The sequence below is a fragment of the Aminobacter sp. SR38 genome, assembly GCF_014843375.1.
Lineage (GTDB): Bacteria > Pseudomonadota > Alphaproteobacteria > Rhizobiales > Rhizobiaceae > Aminobacter > Aminobacter ciceronei.
The window spans coordinates 3384935-3402278 of record NZ_CP062112.1 but is presented as its reverse complement, the minus strand read 5'-3'; the positions used below and the strand labels follow the sequence as shown (position 1 = coordinate 3402278).

Sequence of the window (17344 nt, the reverse complement as noted above, 5' to 3'; positions counted from 1 at the left end):
GATTTGCAAGAACCGTGTTGCAGCGCGTGACGTCGCTGGCAGGCGGCAAGTCTATAGCTGGATCGTTGATGCTTGGCCCGTAAGGTCTGCCGCCGCCAACGCCAGTATCCGCCGCCGTCGCGGCTCCACAAGGCATCACTAGGACAATGCTGCCGACCAACATTTTTGTAAACGCTGTCGAGGCGCATACCATGGCTTCCTCCTATGCATGAATGCTTCAGCGCATCGGTAAAAACCTGTTTCCTATTGTATTCCACAACCCTTAAATTCCCCCCAGTGGATATTCGCTGAGTTTAATCAATCTTTCCACAAAACTGGGACTCGCACTGTCTGGCTGTTCACCTTTCTCTGACTCGCCGAATATTCCGGATGAACACAAAAGCCGATCTGAATAACGCGCTTTCCCTGCTCCGCAAGGTCACGCTCCCGAAATAGGAAAGGCTTCCGATGCCAGTTATTGACTTGTCGTTTTCGACATTTCATAAGGGATACTTAAATGAGCTTTTCCTAATCTAAGAAGATGACCCGGCGCAACCTCATCCTCGCAAAAGCAGCTGTCGTGACCGTGATTGCGGTCGCTTCGACCTTTGCACTTTCATTCTCCGCCAGGTTGGCGCTTGGCATGCCGATCGACTGGCTTAGCTGGGTGGAATGCACAGTGATTCCGATTGTCATCGCGATGCCAATCGCCTCGTATATTTTCCATCAGTCTGAGCTGTACAGGGAAGCCAGTGAAGCGCTCGCCAAATCGCACGCAGCGCTGAGAAAGACACACGAGAAACTCAGCTATTTAACAAGCCACGATCCGGCGACAGGACTTTTTAATCGCGAGGCATTTATTGGCCATCTGGCTCGTGCGCGGTACGACGAAGATCGCGACACCCTCCTCCTGATCGATGCGGACAATTTCACCAAGATCAATGACCAGCACGGCCATGCCAAAGGCGATGAGGCCTTGACCCGGATAGCCAAGGCTCTTTTGTATGCAACGCGACCCAGCGACGTAGTGGGCAGAACCGGTGGCACCGAATTCGGCGTCATCTTAGGCGGCGTCGACCAGCAGGCCGCAATATTGCGCGCAGATACGATTAGACGGCAAGTGGAGTCGATTCCCTCGGTGAAAAGCAGCCGGGGCAGCTTCCGCGCGACTGTCAGCATTGGCGGCGCGGAAATCCGCGGCTCGGCCGATCCAGCAGAGTGCCTGCGTCAAGCCTCTCGGTGCCTTTACGAAGCCAAACTTCGCGGGAAAAATCGCACCTCTTTCACATACAGGCCGGAGTGATATTCGGGGGCCAAGCTCCCTCGGGCCGCGTTCTGGAGCCGCAAAACCGTCGTCAAGACAATCGCGTTCGGGTCTTGCGGCCGAGACCTAATTCTTTGGCCATCCGAGAGCGCAACGCTGAATAATTGGGTGCGACCATAGGATAATCGGAAGGAAGATTCCATTTTTCACGGTATTGGGCCGGGCTTAGATGGTATATCGTTTCGATGTGATTTTTGATGAATTTAAACCTACGCCCATCTTCCAAGCAAATAATATAGTCTCCCGTTACAGAGCTCTCAACAGGCACCGCAGGCCGCAGACGTTGACGATTGGAAAATCGTCCTCCTGGCAAATTCATATCGACAGTCGACCTGTGAACGATTGCTATAAGATCGCCAACATCGCTTAAAGGAACAGGATTATTTGATAAATATGCGGAGACAACCCTCGCAGTAAATTCTACAGGAGAAATAGCTGCTCCACGCCTAGCAGAATACATTTCCATCACTCTGTTCCCATTTATTCTTACATGATGAAAAGGCCTATACGATGCTTTCCGTAGGGGCAAGATGCAATCAGGGTTGCATAATCTCTCAAAACAAAGACCCTGGCGTGTATTTCATCGCGACTAAAGTATGCATGATTGAATTTTGGTTATGAGCACGCGCGTGAGTTGCTTGACGCTGCATTAGGACTGGCTAAATCACCGACTTAACCCAGCATTACCCGGCGCCGCCTGGAGCGCGCACCGTTGGCCTGTGCTAGAAAGTGACGCCTTGCATCCTCGTTGATCGCGTTCGTGAAAATGCCGAGTGCTGAAACAGCTCTACATCGCGACAGCAGATCCAAACTGGATGGTAGTATGCCCGACCTCGAACTGTCCGAAGCCCAGGAACTGGCGCAGGCGATGGGCGATCCCGAGTTCACTCACACTCTGGATGCCGATGAGGCCCTCGAAGTGTTGAAGCTGCTGACCAACGCCAAGCTGGACGCCGACACCATGGGAGATCAGCAGCTCAGCCGCGAGATTGGTATGGCCATGCAGATCGCTATTGAGATCGCACTCGGCCGTTTGCTCCACTGACCATAGCAACTTAGGAAGCCGCTGCGTGGCGCACCCGATCGCCGCTATGGCGGCGAGTGGGCATCGCCATCTCTGTTGACCGCACATAGTTGGCCAGCTGAAACCCTTCTTCCACAACACTTACACGGAAAAGATCCCACCTGTAATTGTGGCATCATTGAACATCGGCTCAGCATACTTGATGCGATTACAAGTTTAGGAATCAAATTAGGAAATGCTTATTGAGCCTTAACTTAAGAGTTCGGGTTAATCACCCCTATGCAACGTTTTTTCCATTCATGAGCTTTTCAATGGCCGGCGGCGTTCAACTCCCTCCTCTCGGTTCGACAGGTCGTCAGAAAAGAACGGTCATCATAACCGCCGTTCTTCTCTCGCTTGGAGTTGCCGCGGCGCTGGGGGTTTTCGTCAGCGGCGCGATTTATTCGATCGTGCGTACCGCTGATGAACTCGAGGAGGCAAGGGCAGCTGGTGCAGCGGCGTCCGCCCTAGAGTCATTGCGTTCACAGATGGCCGGCACGGTCAGGGACAATGCATTCTGGGACGAGGCTTACCGACAACTGACTTCGCCAATTCGAGATGCCTGGCTGATCGAGAACTGGGGCGTCCCGACGCTAGACTATCCCCTATACGACATGGCGCTGGTGATCGGACCCGACGACAAACCACTGCTGCACTACCGCTACGGCAAATCAGTGGATATGCGGCCCAGCGAGTTTTTCGACAGCTCCTTGGCTCGCCTCGTGGAGCGTGCGCGCGCTGCTGATGGCCTCCAAGGCGACGTACATGCCAGTTTCATACGAACGGTGCACGGGATCGCGCTAGTTGCGGCTGCGCGCATCCGTCCCTTCATTCAGGCCATTCCACCGCCGGATTCCCACATTCTGATATTTGCGAAGGATCTTGACGCCAACGCGATCAACGAGACTGCGCAAAAATTCAACCTCCCTCGCCTTCAACTAACTGATGCCCTCATGGACGGCACCGTTGCGGCGCCTTTAAAAGATGTCGACGGGAATACGGTAGGCTTCCTCAGCCTTCCATCTGAGAAGCCGGGTACGCGCAGCTATGAACGTGTACGTCTGCTCATTTTTGGAGCGGCTGCAATCCTGCTTCTGCTGATCATCGGCATTGGCTTGATTGGCCTGCTTTCGGTGCGTTCGCTCGCCAAGGAGGAGGCACGCGCGAGGCGCAACGCGCTCCACGATCATTTAACCGGTGTGCTTAACAGACCGGGTCTTACAGAATATGTCGAACATCTCGCTCCGCCTGACATGTGCAGTTCGGCGATGATCGGTCTTTATCTGGTAGACATTGATGGCTTCAAAGCCATTAACGACCTCTGGGGGCAACAGGTTGGCGATAAATTGCTTGGAGCCGTCGCAGCGCGGTTAACCAAGGATCTGCCCCCGGGAACAACGATCTCCCGTTTGGACGGCGACGAGTTCGCGATCGTGTCGTTGGCCGACGCAGCCGGCAAGGTCGCACATTTGCAATCGGCCATAAGTGAGGTCTTCGCGGAACCCTTCAAGATTGGACGACGCGAGATCGAGGTCGGAGTCAGCGTCGGCGTGGCCGAGGCCGCGTTTTCGGAGACAAAATTTCACGACTTGTTACGACAAGCCGAAATGGCTCTGCATCACGCCAAGCATGGTTCAGATGGCGCGACGGTCGTGTTTGGCCCGCATTTTGAAGCCGAGCTGTCCGAACAAGCGAAACTAGAACAACAGCTTATCGCGGCCTTGGATCGGCGCCAAATCAAGGTCGCATTCCAGCCGGTCGTAGATGCGCGCAGCGGGGATATTTGCGGTGTGGAAGGCCTGGCGAGATGGAACAGCGAGAGCGGTCCGATTGCCCCCGATGTGTTCATACCGGTTGCCGAGAGGGCCGGGCTCATCGGATTACTGGGATCTCAAGTCCTGGAAGAAGCTATAGTCCAAGGCTCACAATGGCCAGGCTTGCAGATTGCGGTGAATGTCTCCCCTCTGCAGCTCCGCAACCGGTACTTTGCAGGAAGCCTAAAGGCCCTTCTCGACAAGTTTGCGTTTGAACCTCACCGTCTGACCATCGAGCTTACGGAGGGAGTCCTGATTTCGAATGCCGATCAGGCAAAGCGATCAATCTCGGAGATCAAGGCGCTGGGAATTAAGGTCGCTCTCGACGATTTCGGGTCCGGCTTCGCGAGCATCGGCTCGTTGCGGCAATTCTGCTTCGATCGCGTCAAGTTAGACAAGTCGCTTGTCGCCAATATCGAGCACAATCCTCGGGATGCAGAAGTGTTGGATGCGACTATCAAACTGGTGAATGCTCTCGGGCTCCCTGTCACAGTCGAAGGAATTGAGAATCGACACCAAGCGGAGTTTGCACGAGAGGCCGGCAGCCAACAATTACAAGGTTACTGGTTCTCTAAACCTATGTCGAAGGAGGAACTGACCGAACGCTTATTCAGGCGCGACCGCTTGAGAGAGTTTCGGGTGGATGGCTACGACGCTATCGCCGATGAGCCGTTAGGATAATACTACCCTCGATTGGCCGAACAGACGGCAATAGCCGATAAGGCGGGCCGGGCCCAGTTGAGGAAGCCATGCTGCCTCGCGTTGGTCACGGCGTCTTTGGCACGCCACGACTCGGGCCCGAGCCGATTGGAAAAGGGTTCGCCAGGATGATCGGCTATGAAACGGGAGAATTTAGCTCAAATTCGTGGAATCGCGCCAACCTATTGTAAATGCGGGAACGAATATTGTGCGAAGCATCTTGGCCGTGACATGATGCATGAAGGTAGATATCTATGGATATCAAGACTGACGAATACAGCGTTTGGACCGAGGGAAGCGATATATATTTCAGTGGAGTCATGCATCTGGAGAAAGAAAGCACGGCTCAGATCACGTCTTTGGTGCGAGCGGTCCTTAACTCCGGAACACCAGCTATTACGGTACATTTGTCCGACCTTGAATTCCTCAATTCACAAGGCAAGAACATTCTGGCCAAATGGGTGATTGAGGCCCGAAACCACCCTGAAGTTCGATTGGTATTTCGTGGCAACAGCAATATTGCCTGGCAAACGAGGTCGCTGCCCGTTCTCAAAAAACTTCATCCCGGCCTGCTGCTGGTTATGGATTGAGCTGCGGGCTGCTGTGCGTTGCTAGATCATCCGCCATGAACTGACCACAGAGGCCAAGCCCTCGTTGGGGTTCTATCCAATGATCTACTTGACCACCAGTCTCACATAATGAGTAACTGGAAACCGGGAAGCGCACGAGCTCGGGGAATATGGCAATGGGAAAGCAAGTATTTCTTACTGAGCGAGAAGCCCCGAATGCCTTGCAGCACCGGCGCGACATGTATCTCGTGATTGAAAAAATGCTATCACCGATCAAGCGGGAACAAGAAGGCGATCTTGAGTGCATCCATTGCCGCGGCCGGTTCAATGGCCTAACAGCCGCGGCATGGAAATTCGGGCTCTGCGACGATTGCCTACAGCGCTGAACTTCCGCCAACCCGTCGGCACGTGCTGAAAAAATCCCCGCCAGCCAAAGCCAAAGCGGGGATGTGTCTGCCCAATTGTTCAGTTAGCGTTACTAAATTATCAGAATACTGACTCCTGGCAACCTCAGGAAAATGAGTCCACGAAAAAAGCGACCTTTCGGCAGTTGGGCTAGGGGATTGGTAGCTTGAAGCCGTTGCGCGTGGTTACTGAGGGGTTGCGGCAAGCTATGTGAAAGCCCGCCGTGGGCAAAAGGATCCGGCAGGCTTTCACCTCAACGTGGCTGACAGGAAAGGCCACGTGTGGTTTTAACTCCAATTTCCTGACCCCGGTTCCAACGTGCAACAAAAAGCCCCGCGACTTTAGGGCAGCGGGGCTCTTTGAATGGTTAGGACTAAAAGGACGCGGTACAAGATACATGTCCGCTTAGCCACAATCGCCTGACTTGGTTAATCGCCCGTAAATTTAATGCGGCGGCTTGAACCAAGCCAGCACTTGGATGACGGATTCCCCGAACATTACCACGCCAGCGAACAGGCCAAAGATGCCGACCATCAGCCACTTCACGGCTCGACCGACAGTCAGCGCAAGCGCCCGCTGGAAATTGCGGTCCATGGTGGTTTCCTTTGATGATGAAGTCGTTCAATCTGCCCGCATCAACGGGAGGGCTAGATGAAGTGGGTGATTTTGATTGCTGGCGTGTTTTTGTTCTTCAACGGAATGTTCACGCGGACATTTAGCTTCGAGAACGAAACCCCTGCCAGGCATTGCTACTATATGGATTACGTCGGGCTTAATGGCTGCTTTGGCAGTCCGATGGTGCCGACGCTGATCGCTTGGGGTGCAACCCTGATCGGGGCCGGCCTGATTGCGTGGTCGGTATTTCGCGGCAGGCGGAAGTCGGCCTGATTACTGCGATTGAGGTCACAAGCTTTTTGATGCAATGTCATTCGCGCAGGTGGGGCGGTCAGACGCGAACGCCTGGACGGAGTGCTCTCACCCGGTTGCCCGTCCCCCGAGCCCCCCTCGGGCACCTGCAGCTCGGCCTGCTAGGGCACGCGGCGGGCAAGATCATTGTCAGTCGTTGGGATTTCTGCCGATTGAAGGTTAGCCGTTGGTGCGATATTGTCGCGCCCGCATTTGAGGGGGCAAAATGAACGGTCGTATTGTCATCACCGGAACTGGGCGGGCGGGGACAACTCTGCTCGTTCAACTCTTGACGCATCTTGGCGAAGACACCGGTTTCGCCTCAGACTTGTCACGCGGCTATTTTGAGAAGGCTCGTGCTGGGCTTGAGTGGCATTTGTCGGACTACCCCAATCTTCCTGAAGTTATCAAAGGCCCGCACTTTTGCGACCAGATCGACGAAATGCTGACGCTCGGGATCACCATCAGTCACGTCATCATCCCGGTGCGTAATTTCGCGGATGCTGCGGCAAGCCGACGCCACGTCCAGCATGAGACAATCGGCAGCGTAAACGGATGGGGCACTCCCGGCGGTTTATGGAGTACCGAACGTGGCGCGGATCAGGAGGCGGTCATTCGCCAGAAGTTCACTACCCTAATGGAATCAGTGGTCCGCAACGATATCCCGGCGACCTTCATCGCATTCCCTCGTCTTACCGAAGACGCCGAATATCTATTCAACAAGTTGGTCCACGCCTTTCCGCACTTGGAGCGCGACGCCTTCGACATAGCTTTCAAGGCTGTAGTGAGGCCGGAAATTGTGCACCACAAGTTCGTCGATCCTACACCGGCAGCACTGATTACTCCGGTTACTCAGGCACCTGTACGAGTCGACCACAAGCGGCCAAGCGCGGAAGAAATTGCGGTCTACGTAAACTCACTCGTTTCTTCCGGTTACGTCATGATGTCTAGCGCATCCTAAAACAGCGTTTTCGGCAGTTATTACGTCGTCACAACTTACTTGCCGTTACAAACAGATCATCAACTGTTCCATCCGACAGCCCAAGCTCAATCGCCAACGGGTGATCCATGGCCCGGCCGACATAGCGCAGCCCGACGCCTTCGGCAAAGTCGGCCAGAAGCAGCGACGGAGCCTCGCGTATCCTGCGCTCGTATCCGATGAGTCGCGAGGACCGACACAAGGTGATTCTGAACACCATCCGCGCCGAACTGGGCGCCGAGGAATTCAATCGCCTTGTGGCGATTGCCAAGGCGCAAAACCCGTCGATATTCGACAGGGCATGAAAATGAGCCGACGCCCCTTACCCGACAATCTTCCCCCGGTGGGAGTAAGCCGAGAGCAGGCTGCCGCGTTTGTTGGCATCAAAGCGGGCGCCACGGTGGCCGCCGAGAACGGTGCGACCGACGAGGAACTCATGGCAATCTTCGGTTGGACTACCAAGGCGCAGTAGGTCATCTTCTGCGTGGGAGCCAGTGCACGAGCAAGTTTGACAATCGGTTTCACGCGGAGGCTTGTCGCTGCATCCAGCGAAGCAGGGCTTCCAAGGCCCCGCGCCTCGGGTGCTCGGCCCGATAGACAAAGTAGAAGCCGTAGCCGGGCAGAACGATATCGCTGACTCGCAGAAGACGGCCATCGCGAAGCTCCCGGGCAACGAGCACGTCACTACACAGCCCAAGACCCTGTCCGGCTACGATCGCTTCGATCCCGTGGTGCTCTTCGTGGAATTTCAGTTGCGGTGGCCGGACGGTGCCGCTGATTCGGTAGCCTGCCGCTCGGGCCGCAGTCTCCCAGTGACGCCAAGTGGGCGCACCTACGTCGGTCAGGGGCCAGCCGACCTCGACACGTGGCAGATCGAGGATCGCCTGAGGCTCGATCATGCGGACGCCTCCCTGAAGAATCGACGGCGCCGCAACGACGTGGAAGGTATCGCGAAGTAGCTCCACCGCGACTCCGTCTGTCGGGGATCCCCGCGCATAGCGGATCGCAACGTCAACTTCGCCCGTGCGAAGGTTCAGTACCGTATCCGTTCCCACAAGGTCGAGCGTCGATCCCGGCGCTTCCGCTCGCCAGCTTTCCAGGCGTGGCAGCAGCCAGCGCGCGGCGAAGGCGCTGGTTGTCGTCACCCGAAGATGGCCGATCGGGCTGCCAGGGGTAAGGCGCGCAAGCTCGTCCGAGATCGACAGAAAAGCGTCCCGGACAACCGGCAGAAGCTGTGCGCCGGCAGTGGTGAGCTGCAACGGCCTCGGCTGGCGCTGAAAAAGGGGCTGGCCGCAATAGCGTTCCAGTAGCCGTATCTGGTGACTGACGGCTGTGGGTGTGACGGATAGTTCCTCGGCCGCCTTCCTGAAGCTCAGAAGGCGGGCCGCGGATTCAAAGGCCTGAAGCTCTCGAAGAGGCGGAAGGCGGTGCATGCGTCGAATTCTAGATGAATTGTAGTCACCTTGCCCCGAATTCTTTGCTGTTGCCGCGCATCTCATCGAGTCCGACCATTCCGGCATTCTGGAAGGAGATCATCATGCTGGACGGACAATCGGCATCGAACGCTGCAACCATGATCGAAAGGTTCGAACAGATCCAACCTTTGCTGGCAGAGGAATCCGGGCGCTTTGACGCGGATCGAAGGCTGTCGGACGAGGTGTTTGGTGCCTTGAGCGAGGCGGGGTTCTTCCGCCTTCTGCTGCCAGCTCAACTGGGCGGATGCGGGCTTTCGCCCCTCGACTTCATGGCCGTGGTCGAGCATGCTGCAGCAGTTGATGGAACAATCGGCTGGCTCGTCGGAAACGGAGGCGGCATTTCGCGCGCTGGCGGCTATCTGCCGTTGGACGCAGCACAGAAGGTGTTCGGGAAACCGTCGGCCTTCGTCGCCTCAAGCACAGGCGCGATTGGCAAGGCGGTCCGTGCTAAGGGTGGATACCGCATCACAGGCCGATGGCCCTTTGCCAGCGGCGCGCCACACGCCACGACCTTTGCCCCGCTTTGTGAAGTGAACGAAGGCAGTGGGCGGATCGTTCTAGCGTTCTTGCCCCGTGAGGCCGTCAATCTGATCGACAACTGGCATGTGTCAGGGATGAGAGGCACCGGAAGCTGGGACTTCGCGGCAGACAACGCGTTCCTGCCAGCCGAATTCGTTTGCGACTTTCAGCCAAATCCTACCCACGCCGGTGTTGTCTATCGCCTTCCGGGCATTTCCGCCTTTGTCTGGACTGTTGCCACAGTGCCGCTTGGGATCGCGAAGGGCGCAATCGACGCGCTCATCTCGTTAAGCTCCGACCACCGTCGTCAGGGCATGACCGTCCCCGTCGCAGAACGCGAACTGGCTCACGCAGAGATCGGGCGCTGCCTTTCGCAGTGCAGGGCGGCTGGCGCCTACATGCGGTCAGCCATGTCGGCCTTGTGCACGTCCATAGAAAGCGAGGGCTCTGATCTGGTTGCGGCCCGTATCAACTACCGGCTTGCCTGTTCTCACGCCGCTGAAGTCGCAGTGAGCGTCGTACTGCGGGTGAACGATCTGATCGGAGCCCGGGCCCTTGCGGAGTCCCAACCCTTCGAGAGGCGCGAACGCGACGTTCGCGCGGCGGCCAAGCACATCGCCATGAGTGCCGAGCAGTTTGTGATCGGTGGCCGCTACGCTCTTGGCGGCGATATCAGCGGCGCAAGCTTCTAACGATCAGCGCGCTGATCCCGACGTAATCCGCCGCGTCGGTCCGCTGTAGAGCTGCCGAGGCCGGCCGATCTTCGGCGTCGGGTCCGTGATCATCTGTTTCCACTGGCTGATCCAGCCCACCGTCCGTCTGATGGCGAGGATCGTCGTGGGGAAGCGCATCGCGTCAGGCGGCCGCTCCGCCTGCTTGCCCCATTACCCGGAAGCGCCCAGCGGCCGCGAGCGGCGAGCCTATGGGCGCTGCGAGGCTATCGGGGGTCGGCGCAAAACGCGCAAAGAGGGCTCTATGCCGTCATCTGACAGTTTCTGTCAGCCTTCGGCCGACCTAACCTCCTGACGCCAAAGCACGTTCAGAGCGACGAACAGGGTGGTTGTGCCGTGGCGCTTGTAGTCACGGGTCATCGTCGCGCCTCGGCCCTTCTTGAGCGGCAGGCCCGGCTGTGTCCGGTCGAGCGCCTGGATCTCGGACTTCTCGTCGACGCTTAACACCGCGGCATGAGCCGGAGGTGCCACGTAGAGCCCGACGATGTCATGCAGCTTCTCGGCGAAGGCAGGATCCGTCGAAAGCTTGAAGCGCCGCCAACGATGCGGTGCAGGCCATGTGTTTTCCAGGTCCTCTCCACTCTCGAGACCGCGAGCCCGGAGACCCTTGCCATCGCACGCGCCGTCCTGGCTTCATGCGGCGGTGGCCTGAGCGTCATCTCGACAATGGCCTTGGTGCGGTCATCCGCAACCGGTGCCCTTCCAGACGTTCGCCTTCGCTGTCCCGGTTGCCGCCATGATGGCATTCGTTCCCAGGCCTTCCGCACTGAGCTGCACGATCCGGGCGCGCCAGACATGCTTCTGGGTCGAATTGCGGTCAGCGGTTGCCCTCAAGCAGACGACGATCAGCATCGCTGAGTGTGATGGAAATCCCAGTGTGCATACCGAAGACTCGCACACGCCGCCATCTGACGGTATCCCCTTCGGGACTCATCCGTTTCGATCATACCATTAGTCTAGCCTATGACACTACCAAGACCGGCTTTATGTGGCTGCCCCCAATTCGGTGCGGCGCCTAAGCCGCAACGTGCAAGCGAACCAGATCGTTGGCCATTGTGTTTCTCTTAGTTTTTGGAAACAATGGTTAGGTCGGTTTTCGCGAGGGGCGCTAAGCCGGAGCGGCATAAATGAGTGAAAGACCCGTTAGCGCAGGCGACCATGTCCTTGTGCGGCTTGAAGTGACCCACCGACTTAACGGCGGCTATTTGATCTTGGCTGGGCCTAGCGTAACACCGATAACCGTCCATGAGGACGAAGTCCTAACATTTGCGGCAGTCCACGAGAGGCATCTGAAGGGAACGCCTGCTCGCTTAGCTGCGATTGAGTAACTCCCATCGTCCCGCGACGATTTCACGGGCCGACGCTGCTGACTTGGCCGGGTTCCGCAATCGTCCACGACATCGGCGCTAGCGTCGCAACAGCCATCGGTGGCACTATGCCAGTAGCATCCACCGTGAGTGGAAATAGCAAGCAGATAATTTCCCCGTCGTGTAGGGCGCATCCGATCTCGATGAAAAAGCCTAGCAGCTATGTCCGCCACGCGGCTTAGCCCAGAGGCCCGAGAACCGTCGTTTCAACCCGGCCAATCGTATTTCTGGGCAGCGCGAACTATTGCCGCGGTGGCAGGACTGAATTGCCTTCCCGGCACGGTTACAAGGGAAATGGTCCGCGTCACCGACGGCTCGACAAGCGGACGCTGCAGAAGCTCGGGCAACGTGACGGAGTATTCCGGCATGAAGGCGAAGCCAATTCTGGCGAGCACCATCGATTGCACCCAGTCTTCGCGCTCAGAGCGAAAACGAGCGTACAGGTTCACGTTGGTCTGTCGACAGACATCCATCACCATGTCCCGCATCTCGCATGACAGGCGATCAACATAGGGTTCGTCAGAGAGGTCGCCCAACCGGACAGCGTCAACTGCCGAAAGCCGATGGTCGGGCGGGAATATGACGACATAGCGTTCTTTGTAGAGCTCTTGGACGCGGAAGAAATCGCCAAGTCCGTCGAGAGGATTGAGGACGGCCAGATCGAGTTCGCTGCTTTCGAGACGGCTTTTCAGATCGCCGATTTTTCCTTCACTGACCTCAAGGTCTACTCCATGGAATTCCTTCTGGAACCTGGCGAGAAATCGCGACAGCTTCACATGGCCAATGGTTGACATGATGCCAAGGCGAATGGGCACCTGGTCGAGAAGCCTGAAATTGTCGGCGAGAGTCCGGGCCGCTTCCGCCTCCTGCTTGATGTGTTGCAAATGCGGGAGAATCGACCGACCGAATTCACTCAGGAGAACACGCTTCCCTTCCCGATAGAATAAGGCAGCGCCAAGTTCATCTTCTAAGGTCTTTATCGCCCTGGTCAGGGCGGGCTGCGACACATTGCATTGGGCGGCCGCCTTGGTGAAGTTCAAAGCTTCTATGGCAGCCAGCACATACCGGACCTGAGACATCTCCACGGTTGACGCCTCCCAGAGCTCCTCGGAGCAGGATAATACCATGCCGATCCATAGCTGTCGGTTATGGATCAATAGAAAACAAGTCGTTCCCAGCGGGCCCTGAACGTGGTCTGCTCTCTGCGTGAGACGTAGACAGCTCTCTCCACACGAACAGAGGAGGACGAAATGAGCGTTTATATGGTGGAACGGGACCTCAAAGGGATCAGCATGGAAGCCCTTGGTAGCGCGCAGAAAGCTGCGATCAGCAAGGCAACTGAGATGTCAGCCGCAGGCACGGAGATCAAGTATCTTCGCTCCACCTTTGCGCCCGAAGACGGCCGCTGTATGTGCCTCTTCGAAGCCAATTCCGATACCGATGTTAAACGCCTGAACGAAGATGCAGGCCTGCCGTACCACAACATCGTTCCGGCACTTGATCTTACACCGTGACCGATGAGGCCGCCTTAAAAAGGGCTAGCGCAACTCCGCCTACCCAACGTTGCCGTTTTGTTGCCCGGCGGCATTTTGCTTCGCATAAGAAAAGCCTTCCGCCGCAATCCAGGGTGAGATTACGCGTTCGCGGGCAAGGCCGCTGGTAGATAAAAATCGAAAAGCTAGGGTCCGATTCCGATGTGTCGAAGTCGTTCAAGCCGCGGCCAATCGGCTTGGATGACGATCGCGACCTGTGTTTTCCTCTATATAGAGGTTCGCCAAACTGCAGAACCAGCACGACCATTTCGCCTGTGGCGCAGCACTCTACCTGTGGTCATCGCGCTGATTGGCAAAACCGCCGGCGACGTCGTGCTGCTGCTAGCAGGCTTCTCTGCTTGAGATCATTGAAGTCAAGCTGCTCCTGGTTTGTTTATCGGATCATATCGCCCCGCGGGTCACTCGCTTCTCTTCGCGGTCGGCGCTCCATTTTCAACAACGGGCCGCCGCGCATGTCGCAAAATACCGAATACTTTCATCGAACAAGGCGTATCCTTCAGCATCTCGGCTGCTTCAGGACTAATTCCCGCAAGAAGGCGAAACCGCCTCAAGACGGACTGCACCTGCAGATCGAGGGCATCCGCGATTTCGACGGAAGAAACTCCTCGTTCAATGGCCCGCGCGATCATCCGATGCTCCTGAATTGGCGGCAGCCGGTTAACCCGCTTGTTAGTCAGTCGCAAGCAAGCATTCGACATCCGAGACCCCGAGTTTCTTCAGAGCTTCCAAACGCAGATGACCATCTAGCAGAAGGTAATTGTCGGGATTTTGAGAATCGGCAATAACAACCGGCGCCTCGACCATGCCGATTGCCTTGATAGAGCTCAAGATTTGCGCGAACTTTCGGTTTTCTGCTACCCCTTCGGGTAAACCCTTCAACGGAACGATCGCCGAAACAGGCATCGTCAACATGTGGCTTTGGAAGGCCAAGTGCACTCTTCCGTCCACGTCACTGCTTTTATCAGGCGCCTCAGACATGTTTACCTCCAGAGACCCTCAAGGCGAGCGCTCGAGGCATTGTGGCAAGTCGAAGGCAACCGCCGCGATCATCCTGTCCGGCATCGAGATGATCCACATGCAAACGACAGGCGAGGTATGCCTACAATCCCCGCCCGCCGATCGCCGAGCAGTTCGCCATCCTCGCGGCTTCCTCACTTTGTCCCGCCGTGATCTTTGCGACAGAACCAACAGCTATGTCCTGTGCTTCAATAGAATTCAGCAAAGTTTCAGAACTGTTTCGGGACCGAAGCCTTGGCACGTGGAAGCATACACGGTGCTCGCTGGAGGCCGGTCATGCAACTCACTTCGGAGTTGGTATCGAGGGTCAATCGTGTAGTCGCCGACAGCGGCCCGACGCCGGGTTTCGTGCCGATGACGGACAGCGACTACGCAGCCCTCGCCGATGATCTCCTGGCGCACCGGCCGACAAGCGGCCCACTATGGGTGTTTGCCTACGGCTCACTTCTTTGGAAGCCAGCTTTCGAGGTTATCGCGGAACGCTTTGCGGTCGCCCCGGGTTGGCACCGGGCGTTCCGTTTGAAACTTAACCGGTGGCGCGGCACGCCAGATCGTCCGGGCCTCATGCTGGTCCTCGATCTTGGCGGGCGTTGCCGGGGGATGGTGCAGAGGCTTCCCGATTCGAATACTCAGGATGCATTAATCGCGCTTCTTCGACGCGAGGTATCCAGCAAAATCTCCACGAACCAGCCCCGCTGGATATCAGTCGATATCGAAGGGGAGCGGACCAAGGCGATCGCCTTCTGCGCCGACAGGGCTGGACCGGCGTATGCGGGGCGGCAATCGCTTGGATCGGTTGCGAACGTGCTTGCTACGGCCGTCGGCCATACCGGATCATGTGCCGAGTATCTCCTGCGCACCGTCGAGAGTCTGGAGCAACGCGGTATTCGTGATCGCCGCCTCTGGCAGCTTCAAGCGATGGTGGCCGAGCGCATCCGCAACGCCGAGCAGACTGCGGGGGGCAGACCATGAACCGCATGCGACACCAGGAAGCTCGTGAACTCCTTACTACGGCATCAAACTGCGGCTTTGGTTCAGGCCCATGCTGCGATAGCTATTTTGAGTATTTCCAGTATCTCACGGTCGCACGCGGCGGCCCGTCCCCGGATGAGGACGAAGGACCCTCCGTCGTTGACAACAAGCCGGATAACCGGCGATTGTGGCAGCGTCTAAGGCGCTTGTGAGAGGTTAACCGCTATATGACTGTGGGCAATCTAACGCCCATCCAATTCCGCGGCTTCACGCTCGACCTCAACCGTGGCCTCCTTCTCAAGGACGGTAGCGACATCCCATTGCGTCGCAAGGCGTTTGAATTGCTCGCTTGCCTTGCAAAACAGGCGGGGCGCGTCGTCCCAAAGGCTGATTTGATCGACACTGTCTGGCCGGATGTGATTGTCACGGAAGACTCGCTCACGCAAGCGATCCGGGAAATCAGAAAGGCCCTCGGCGAGGTTGGTCCCGCGGCGATTAGGACGGTTGCCGGACGCGGTTATTTCCTCGACCCGGGAACACGGGACGTATTCGCGGCTGCGCCGGACAGTGGCGAGACCCCCATTGCGACGCTCCTTTTCGACGACCGTACACCCGGCAGTGATGGTACCTACGCCGCCATGCTCTGCGAGGAGATCATCACCGGTCTGGCCCGGTTCAGGACCGTTCCGGTCATCGCAAGAGCCACGTCGCTGGCCTCCGCGAACGCCGACAAAAGCGACCCGAAGGAACTGGGCCGTCGTCTTGGTGCTCGTTATCTTGTCGATGGGCACATCGAACGGACCGCAGGAATGGTGCGGGTTGGGGTCAGCCTCATCGATGCAACTGATGGCAGCCTCTTGTGGGCGGACCGCATCGAAGTGTTCGATCCAGACCCGCTGGCCCTGGAAGACTTGATAGCGAGGCAAGTGATCAGTCGGCTGGTCTCCCATGTCGAGGACGCGTCGCTCCGGCTTGCCGCGCGCAAGCCGCCCGCTGACCGGAAGGCACATGACCTACTCCTGCAGGGCATCGCGTTGCTCAGAGGTTACGGCGAAGGCGACAATCAGAAAGCGCATGACGTTTTGTCTGACGCCCTTGCACGCGATCCGACCAATGGTCTCATACATTCCTATCTCGCGCTCGCGACAACCATTCTCGGTAACTATGGCCTGAGTACGAATACTGAACTTCTCGTTGCCCTCAACTTAGCCTCTACCGGGGTCAGCCTTGCTCCGGAGGAGGCGCGTACGCATCGCATCCTTGGCCTCGTGCGCCTTTATCTCCGGGAATACGATGCGGCCGAGCATCATGTCGCGCGGTCCCTTGAACTGAACCCTTACGACGCCGACACGATCGCGCAGATGGGCTATCTGCTTGTGCTTCGTGGCCGTGTGCAGGAGGGCATCGGCTGGATGGACCGCGCGGTTCGGCTGAATCCATTGCATCCGGACTGGTATCACTTTGATCGCTCGATGGCATTATATTTGGCTGGCGACTATGCTGGCGCGGTCACACGGCTTCGGAAAATCCCGCGACTCGGGAGTTGGGGACTAGCACGGCTTGGGGCGGCTCAGGCAATGGCGAGGGATATAGTAGGCGCTAAAGAGACGGCGGTGCGGCGCAAGTCACTTCAACAGAGTTTCGATCCGATTGACTACGCAACACGAGGTATTGCGTTCGAACGCCCGGAAGACCGCGAAGCTATTCTGGCCGGGGTTCGCGCGTTCCTGCAGATCTACTGCTGACTGCTTTTTATGGGCGATCTTAAGACGCTCCGGCAAATGACTGTTCATCTTTGCAGTATGTGCGCCACGATCCGGCCCAGGTGGCGTTCCGCAAAGAGTGCACCCGGTGATGCAAATACTGGGTTGGCCGCTCTCCACGAAGATCAAGCCCACACAGCAGGTTCCGGGCGCGATTTCAAGACAACTTCAGCGAGTCTTCGAGATTTGCGAATCGCCAAGCAGGAAAC

General features: G+C 57.2%; 17 protein-coding genes and 2 pseudogenes. 12 read left to right on the top strand and 7 right to left on the bottom strand.

What is annotated here, in order from left to right:
* The first annotated feature begins 520 nt into the window (after positions 1-520).
* Positions 521-1282 carry a GGDEF domain-containing protein gene (locus IG197_RS16635; protein WP_192313485.1) on the top strand — a complete coding sequence of 254 codons (762 nt, stop codon included), beginning with the start codon at positions 521-523 and terminating at the stop codon, positions 1280-1282.
* Positions 1283-1334: 52 nt separating this feature from the next.
* On the opposite strand, the gene IG197_RS16630 is transcribed toward IG197_RS16635, so the two are convergent.
* Entirely contained in the window at positions 1335-1769 is a 435-nt protein-coding gene (locus IG197_RS16630; protein WP_246765169.1) for a MucR family transcriptional regulator, read from the bottom strand.
* A gap of 357 nt (positions 1770-2126) precedes the next feature.
* Between IG197_RS16630 and IG197_RS16625 the strand changes: the two genes are divergently transcribed.
* The 4 genes from IG197_RS16625 to IG197_RS16610 all read left to right on the top strand — a co-directional run bounded on the left by IG197_RS16625 (position 2127) and on the right by IG197_RS16610 (position 5834).
* Positions 2127-2348: a hypothetical protein gene (locus tag IG197_RS16625; RefSeq protein ID WP_192313483.1), complete on the top strand. Its 222-nt coding sequence runs from the start codon at positions 2127-2129 to the stop codon at positions 2346-2348.
* A gap of 221 nt (positions 2349-2569) precedes the next feature.
* The gene (locus IG197_RS16620) at positions 2570-4861 is read left to right on the top strand and encodes a bifunctional diguanylate cyclase/phosphodiesterase (protein WP_192313480.1); all 2292 of its coding nucleotides are present in this window, start codon (positions 2570-2572) and stop codon (positions 4859-4861) included.
* 272 nt (positions 4862-5133) lie between these two features.
* On the top strand, positions 5134-5469 hold the full coding sequence (locus tag IG197_RS16615; RefSeq protein ID WP_192313477.1) for a hypothetical protein: 336 nt from the start codon (positions 5134-5136) through the stop codon (positions 5467-5469).
* Between the two features lie 155 nt (positions 5470-5624).
* Positions 5625-5834, top strand: a complete 210-nt coding sequence (locus tag IG197_RS16610) for a hypothetical protein (RefSeq protein WP_192313474.1) — start codon at positions 5625-5627, stop codon at positions 5832-5834.
* A gap of 463 nt (positions 5835-6297) precedes the next feature.
* Here the strand turns inward: IG197_RS16610 and IG197_RS16605 are convergent, their stop codons facing one another.
* Complete coding sequence (locus IG197_RS16605) at positions 6298-6447, bottom strand: hypothetical protein (RefSeq protein ID WP_192313472.1); 150 nt, start codon at positions 6445-6447, stop codon at positions 6298-6300.
* A gap of 57 nt (positions 6448-6504) precedes the next feature.
* Here IG197_RS16605 and IG197_RS16600 point away from each other — a divergent pair, with 57 nt between their 5' ends.
* Together IG197_RS16600 and IG197_RS16595 are read left to right on the top strand one after the other, a co-directional pair.
* Positions 6505-6741 carry a hypothetical protein gene (locus tag IG197_RS16600; protein ID WP_192313470.1) on the top strand — a complete coding sequence of 79 codons (237 nt, stop codon included), beginning with the start codon at positions 6505-6507 and terminating at the stop codon, positions 6739-6741.
* Positions 6742-6985: 244 nt separating this feature from the next.
* Positions 6986-7720 carry a hypothetical protein gene (locus IG197_RS16595; RefSeq protein ID WP_192313468.1) on the top strand — a complete coding sequence of 245 codons (735 nt, stop codon included), beginning with the start codon at positions 6986-6988 and terminating at the stop codon, positions 7718-7720.
* A gap of 539 nt (positions 7721-8259) precedes the next feature.
* On the opposite strand, the gene IG197_RS16590 is transcribed toward IG197_RS16595, so the two are convergent.
* The gene (locus tag IG197_RS16590) at positions 8260-9171 is read right to left on the bottom strand and encodes a LysR substrate-binding domain-containing protein (RefSeq protein ID WP_192313467.1); all 912 of its coding nucleotides are present in this window, start codon (positions 9169-9171) and stop codon (positions 8260-8262) included.
* A gap of 104 nt (positions 9172-9275) precedes the next feature.
* Here IG197_RS16590 and IG197_RS16585 point away from each other — a divergent pair, with 104 nt between their 5' ends.
* Positions 9276-10424, top strand: a complete 1149-nt coding sequence (locus IG197_RS16585) for an acyl-CoA dehydrogenase family protein (RefSeq protein ID WP_192313465.1) — start codon at positions 9276-9278, stop codon at positions 10422-10424.
* A gap of 339 nt (positions 10425-10763) precedes the next feature.
* On the opposite strand, the pseudogene IG197_RS36820 reads toward IG197_RS16585, so the two are convergent.
* Positions 10764-11346: pseudogene (locus IG197_RS36820) on the bottom strand (IS630 family transposase); the annotation flags it as partial.
* Between the two features lie 690 nt (positions 11347-12036).
* Entirely contained in the window at positions 12037-12909 is an 873-nt protein-coding gene (locus tag IG197_RS16570; RefSeq protein WP_246765397.1) for a LysR family transcriptional regulator, read from the bottom strand.
* 171 nt (positions 12910-13080) lie between these two features.
* Between IG197_RS16570 and IG197_RS16565 the strand changes: the two genes are divergently transcribed.
* Positions 13081-13344: a DUF4242 domain-containing protein gene (locus tag IG197_RS16565; RefSeq protein ID WP_192313459.1), complete on the top strand. Its 264-nt coding sequence runs from the start codon at positions 13081-13083 to the stop codon at positions 13342-13344.
* A 437-nt stretch (positions 13345-13781) separates the two neighbouring features.
* On the opposite strand, the gene IG197_RS36230 is transcribed toward IG197_RS16565, so the two are convergent.
* Positions 13782-14012 (bottom strand): plasmid partitioning protein RepB C-terminal domain-containing protein, encoded by a 231-nt coding sequence (locus tag IG197_RS36230; RefSeq protein WP_246765168.1) that lies wholly within the window; start codon positions 14010-14012, stop codon positions 13782-13784.
* Between the two features lie 40 nt (positions 14013-14052).
* Entirely contained in the window at positions 14053-14361 is a 309-nt protein-coding gene (locus IG197_RS36225; RefSeq protein WP_246765167.1) for a ParB/RepB/Spo0J family partition protein, read from the bottom strand.
* A 46-nt stretch (positions 14362-14407) separates the two neighbouring features.
* Here IG197_RS36225 and IG197_RS16550 point away from each other — a divergent pair.
* The 3 genes and pseudogenes from IG197_RS16550 to IG197_RS16540 all read left to right on the top strand — a co-directional run.
* Positions 14408-14534: pseudogene (locus tag IG197_RS16550) on the top strand (IS6 family transposase); the annotation flags it as partial.
* Positions 14535-14676: 142 nt separating this feature from the next.
* On the top strand, positions 14677-15372 hold the full coding sequence (locus tag IG197_RS16545) for a gamma-glutamylcyclotransferase (protein WP_192313454.1): 696 nt from the start codon (positions 14677-14679) through the stop codon (positions 15370-15372).
* A 227-nt stretch (positions 15373-15599) separates the two neighbouring features.
* A complete protein-coding gene (locus IG197_RS16540; RefSeq protein WP_192313451.1) occupies positions 15600-17117 on the top strand; it encodes a winged helix-turn-helix domain-containing tetratricopeptide repeat protein in 1518 nt (505 codons plus the stop codon).
* The last annotated feature ends 227 nt before the right edge of the window (positions 17118-17344 follow it).

Bases quoted from the DNA above. Each gene is read 5' to 3' on its own strand.
- IG197_RS16635 (WP_192313485.1), top strand. From the start codon at position 521: ATGACCCGGCGCAACCTCATCCTCGCAAAAGCAGCTGTCGTGACCGTG.
- IG197_RS16630 (WP_246765169.1), bottom strand. From the start codon at position 1,769: ATGGAAATGTATTCTGCTAGGCGTGGAGCAGCTATTTCTCCTGTAGAA.
- IG197_RS16625 (WP_192313483.1), top strand. From the start codon at position 2,127: ATGCCCGACCTCGAACTGTCCGAAGCCCAGGAACTGGCGCAGGCGATG.
- IG197_RS16615 (WP_192313477.1), top strand. From the start codon at position 5,134: ATGGATATCAAGACTGACGAATACAGCGTTTGGACCGAGGGAAGCGAT.
- IG197_RS16610 (WP_192313474.1), top strand. From the start codon at position 5,625: ATGGGAAAGCAAGTATTTCTTACTGAGCGAGAAGCCCCGAATGCCTTG.
- IG197_RS16605 (WP_192313472.1), bottom strand. From the start codon at position 6,447: ATGGACCGCAATTTCCAGCGGGCGCTTGCGCTGACTGTCGGTCGAGCC.
- IG197_RS16600 (WP_192313470.1), top strand. From the start codon at position 6,505: ATGAAGTGGGTGATTTTGATTGCTGGCGTGTTTTTGTTCTTCAACGGA.
- IG197_RS16595 (WP_192313468.1), top strand. From the start codon at position 6,986: ATGAACGGTCGTATTGTCATCACCGGAACTGGGCGGGCGGGGACAACT.
- IG197_RS16590 (WP_192313467.1), bottom strand. From the start codon at position 9,171: ATGCACCGCCTTCCGCCTCTTCGAGAGCTTCAGGCCTTTGAATCCGCG.
- IG197_RS16585 (WP_192313465.1), top strand. From the start codon at position 9,276: ATGCTGGACGGACAATCGGCATCGAACGCTGCAACCATGATCGAAAGG.
- IG197_RS16570 (WP_246765397.1), bottom strand. From the start codon at position 12,909: ATGTCTCAGGTCCGGTATGTGCTGGCTGCCATAGAAGCTTTGAACTTC.
- IG197_RS16565 (WP_192313459.1), top strand. From the start codon at position 13,081: ATGAGCGTTTATATGGTGGAACGGGACCTCAAAGGGATCAGCATGGAA.
- IG197_RS36230 (WP_246765168.1), bottom strand. From the start codon at position 14,012: ATGATCGCGCGGGCCATTGAACGAGGAGTTTCTTCCGTCGAAATCGCG.
- IG197_RS36225 (WP_246765167.1), bottom strand. From the start codon at position 14,361: ATGTCTGAGGCGCCTGATAAAAGCAGTGACGTGGACGGAAGAGTGCAC.
- IG197_RS16545 (WP_192313454.1), top strand. From the start codon at position 14,677: ATGCAACTCACTTCGGAGTTGGTATCGAGGGTCAATCGTGTAGTCGCC.
- IG197_RS16540 (WP_192313451.1), top strand. From the start codon at position 15,600: ATGACTGTGGGCAATCTAACGCCCATCCAATTCCGCGGCTTCACGCTC.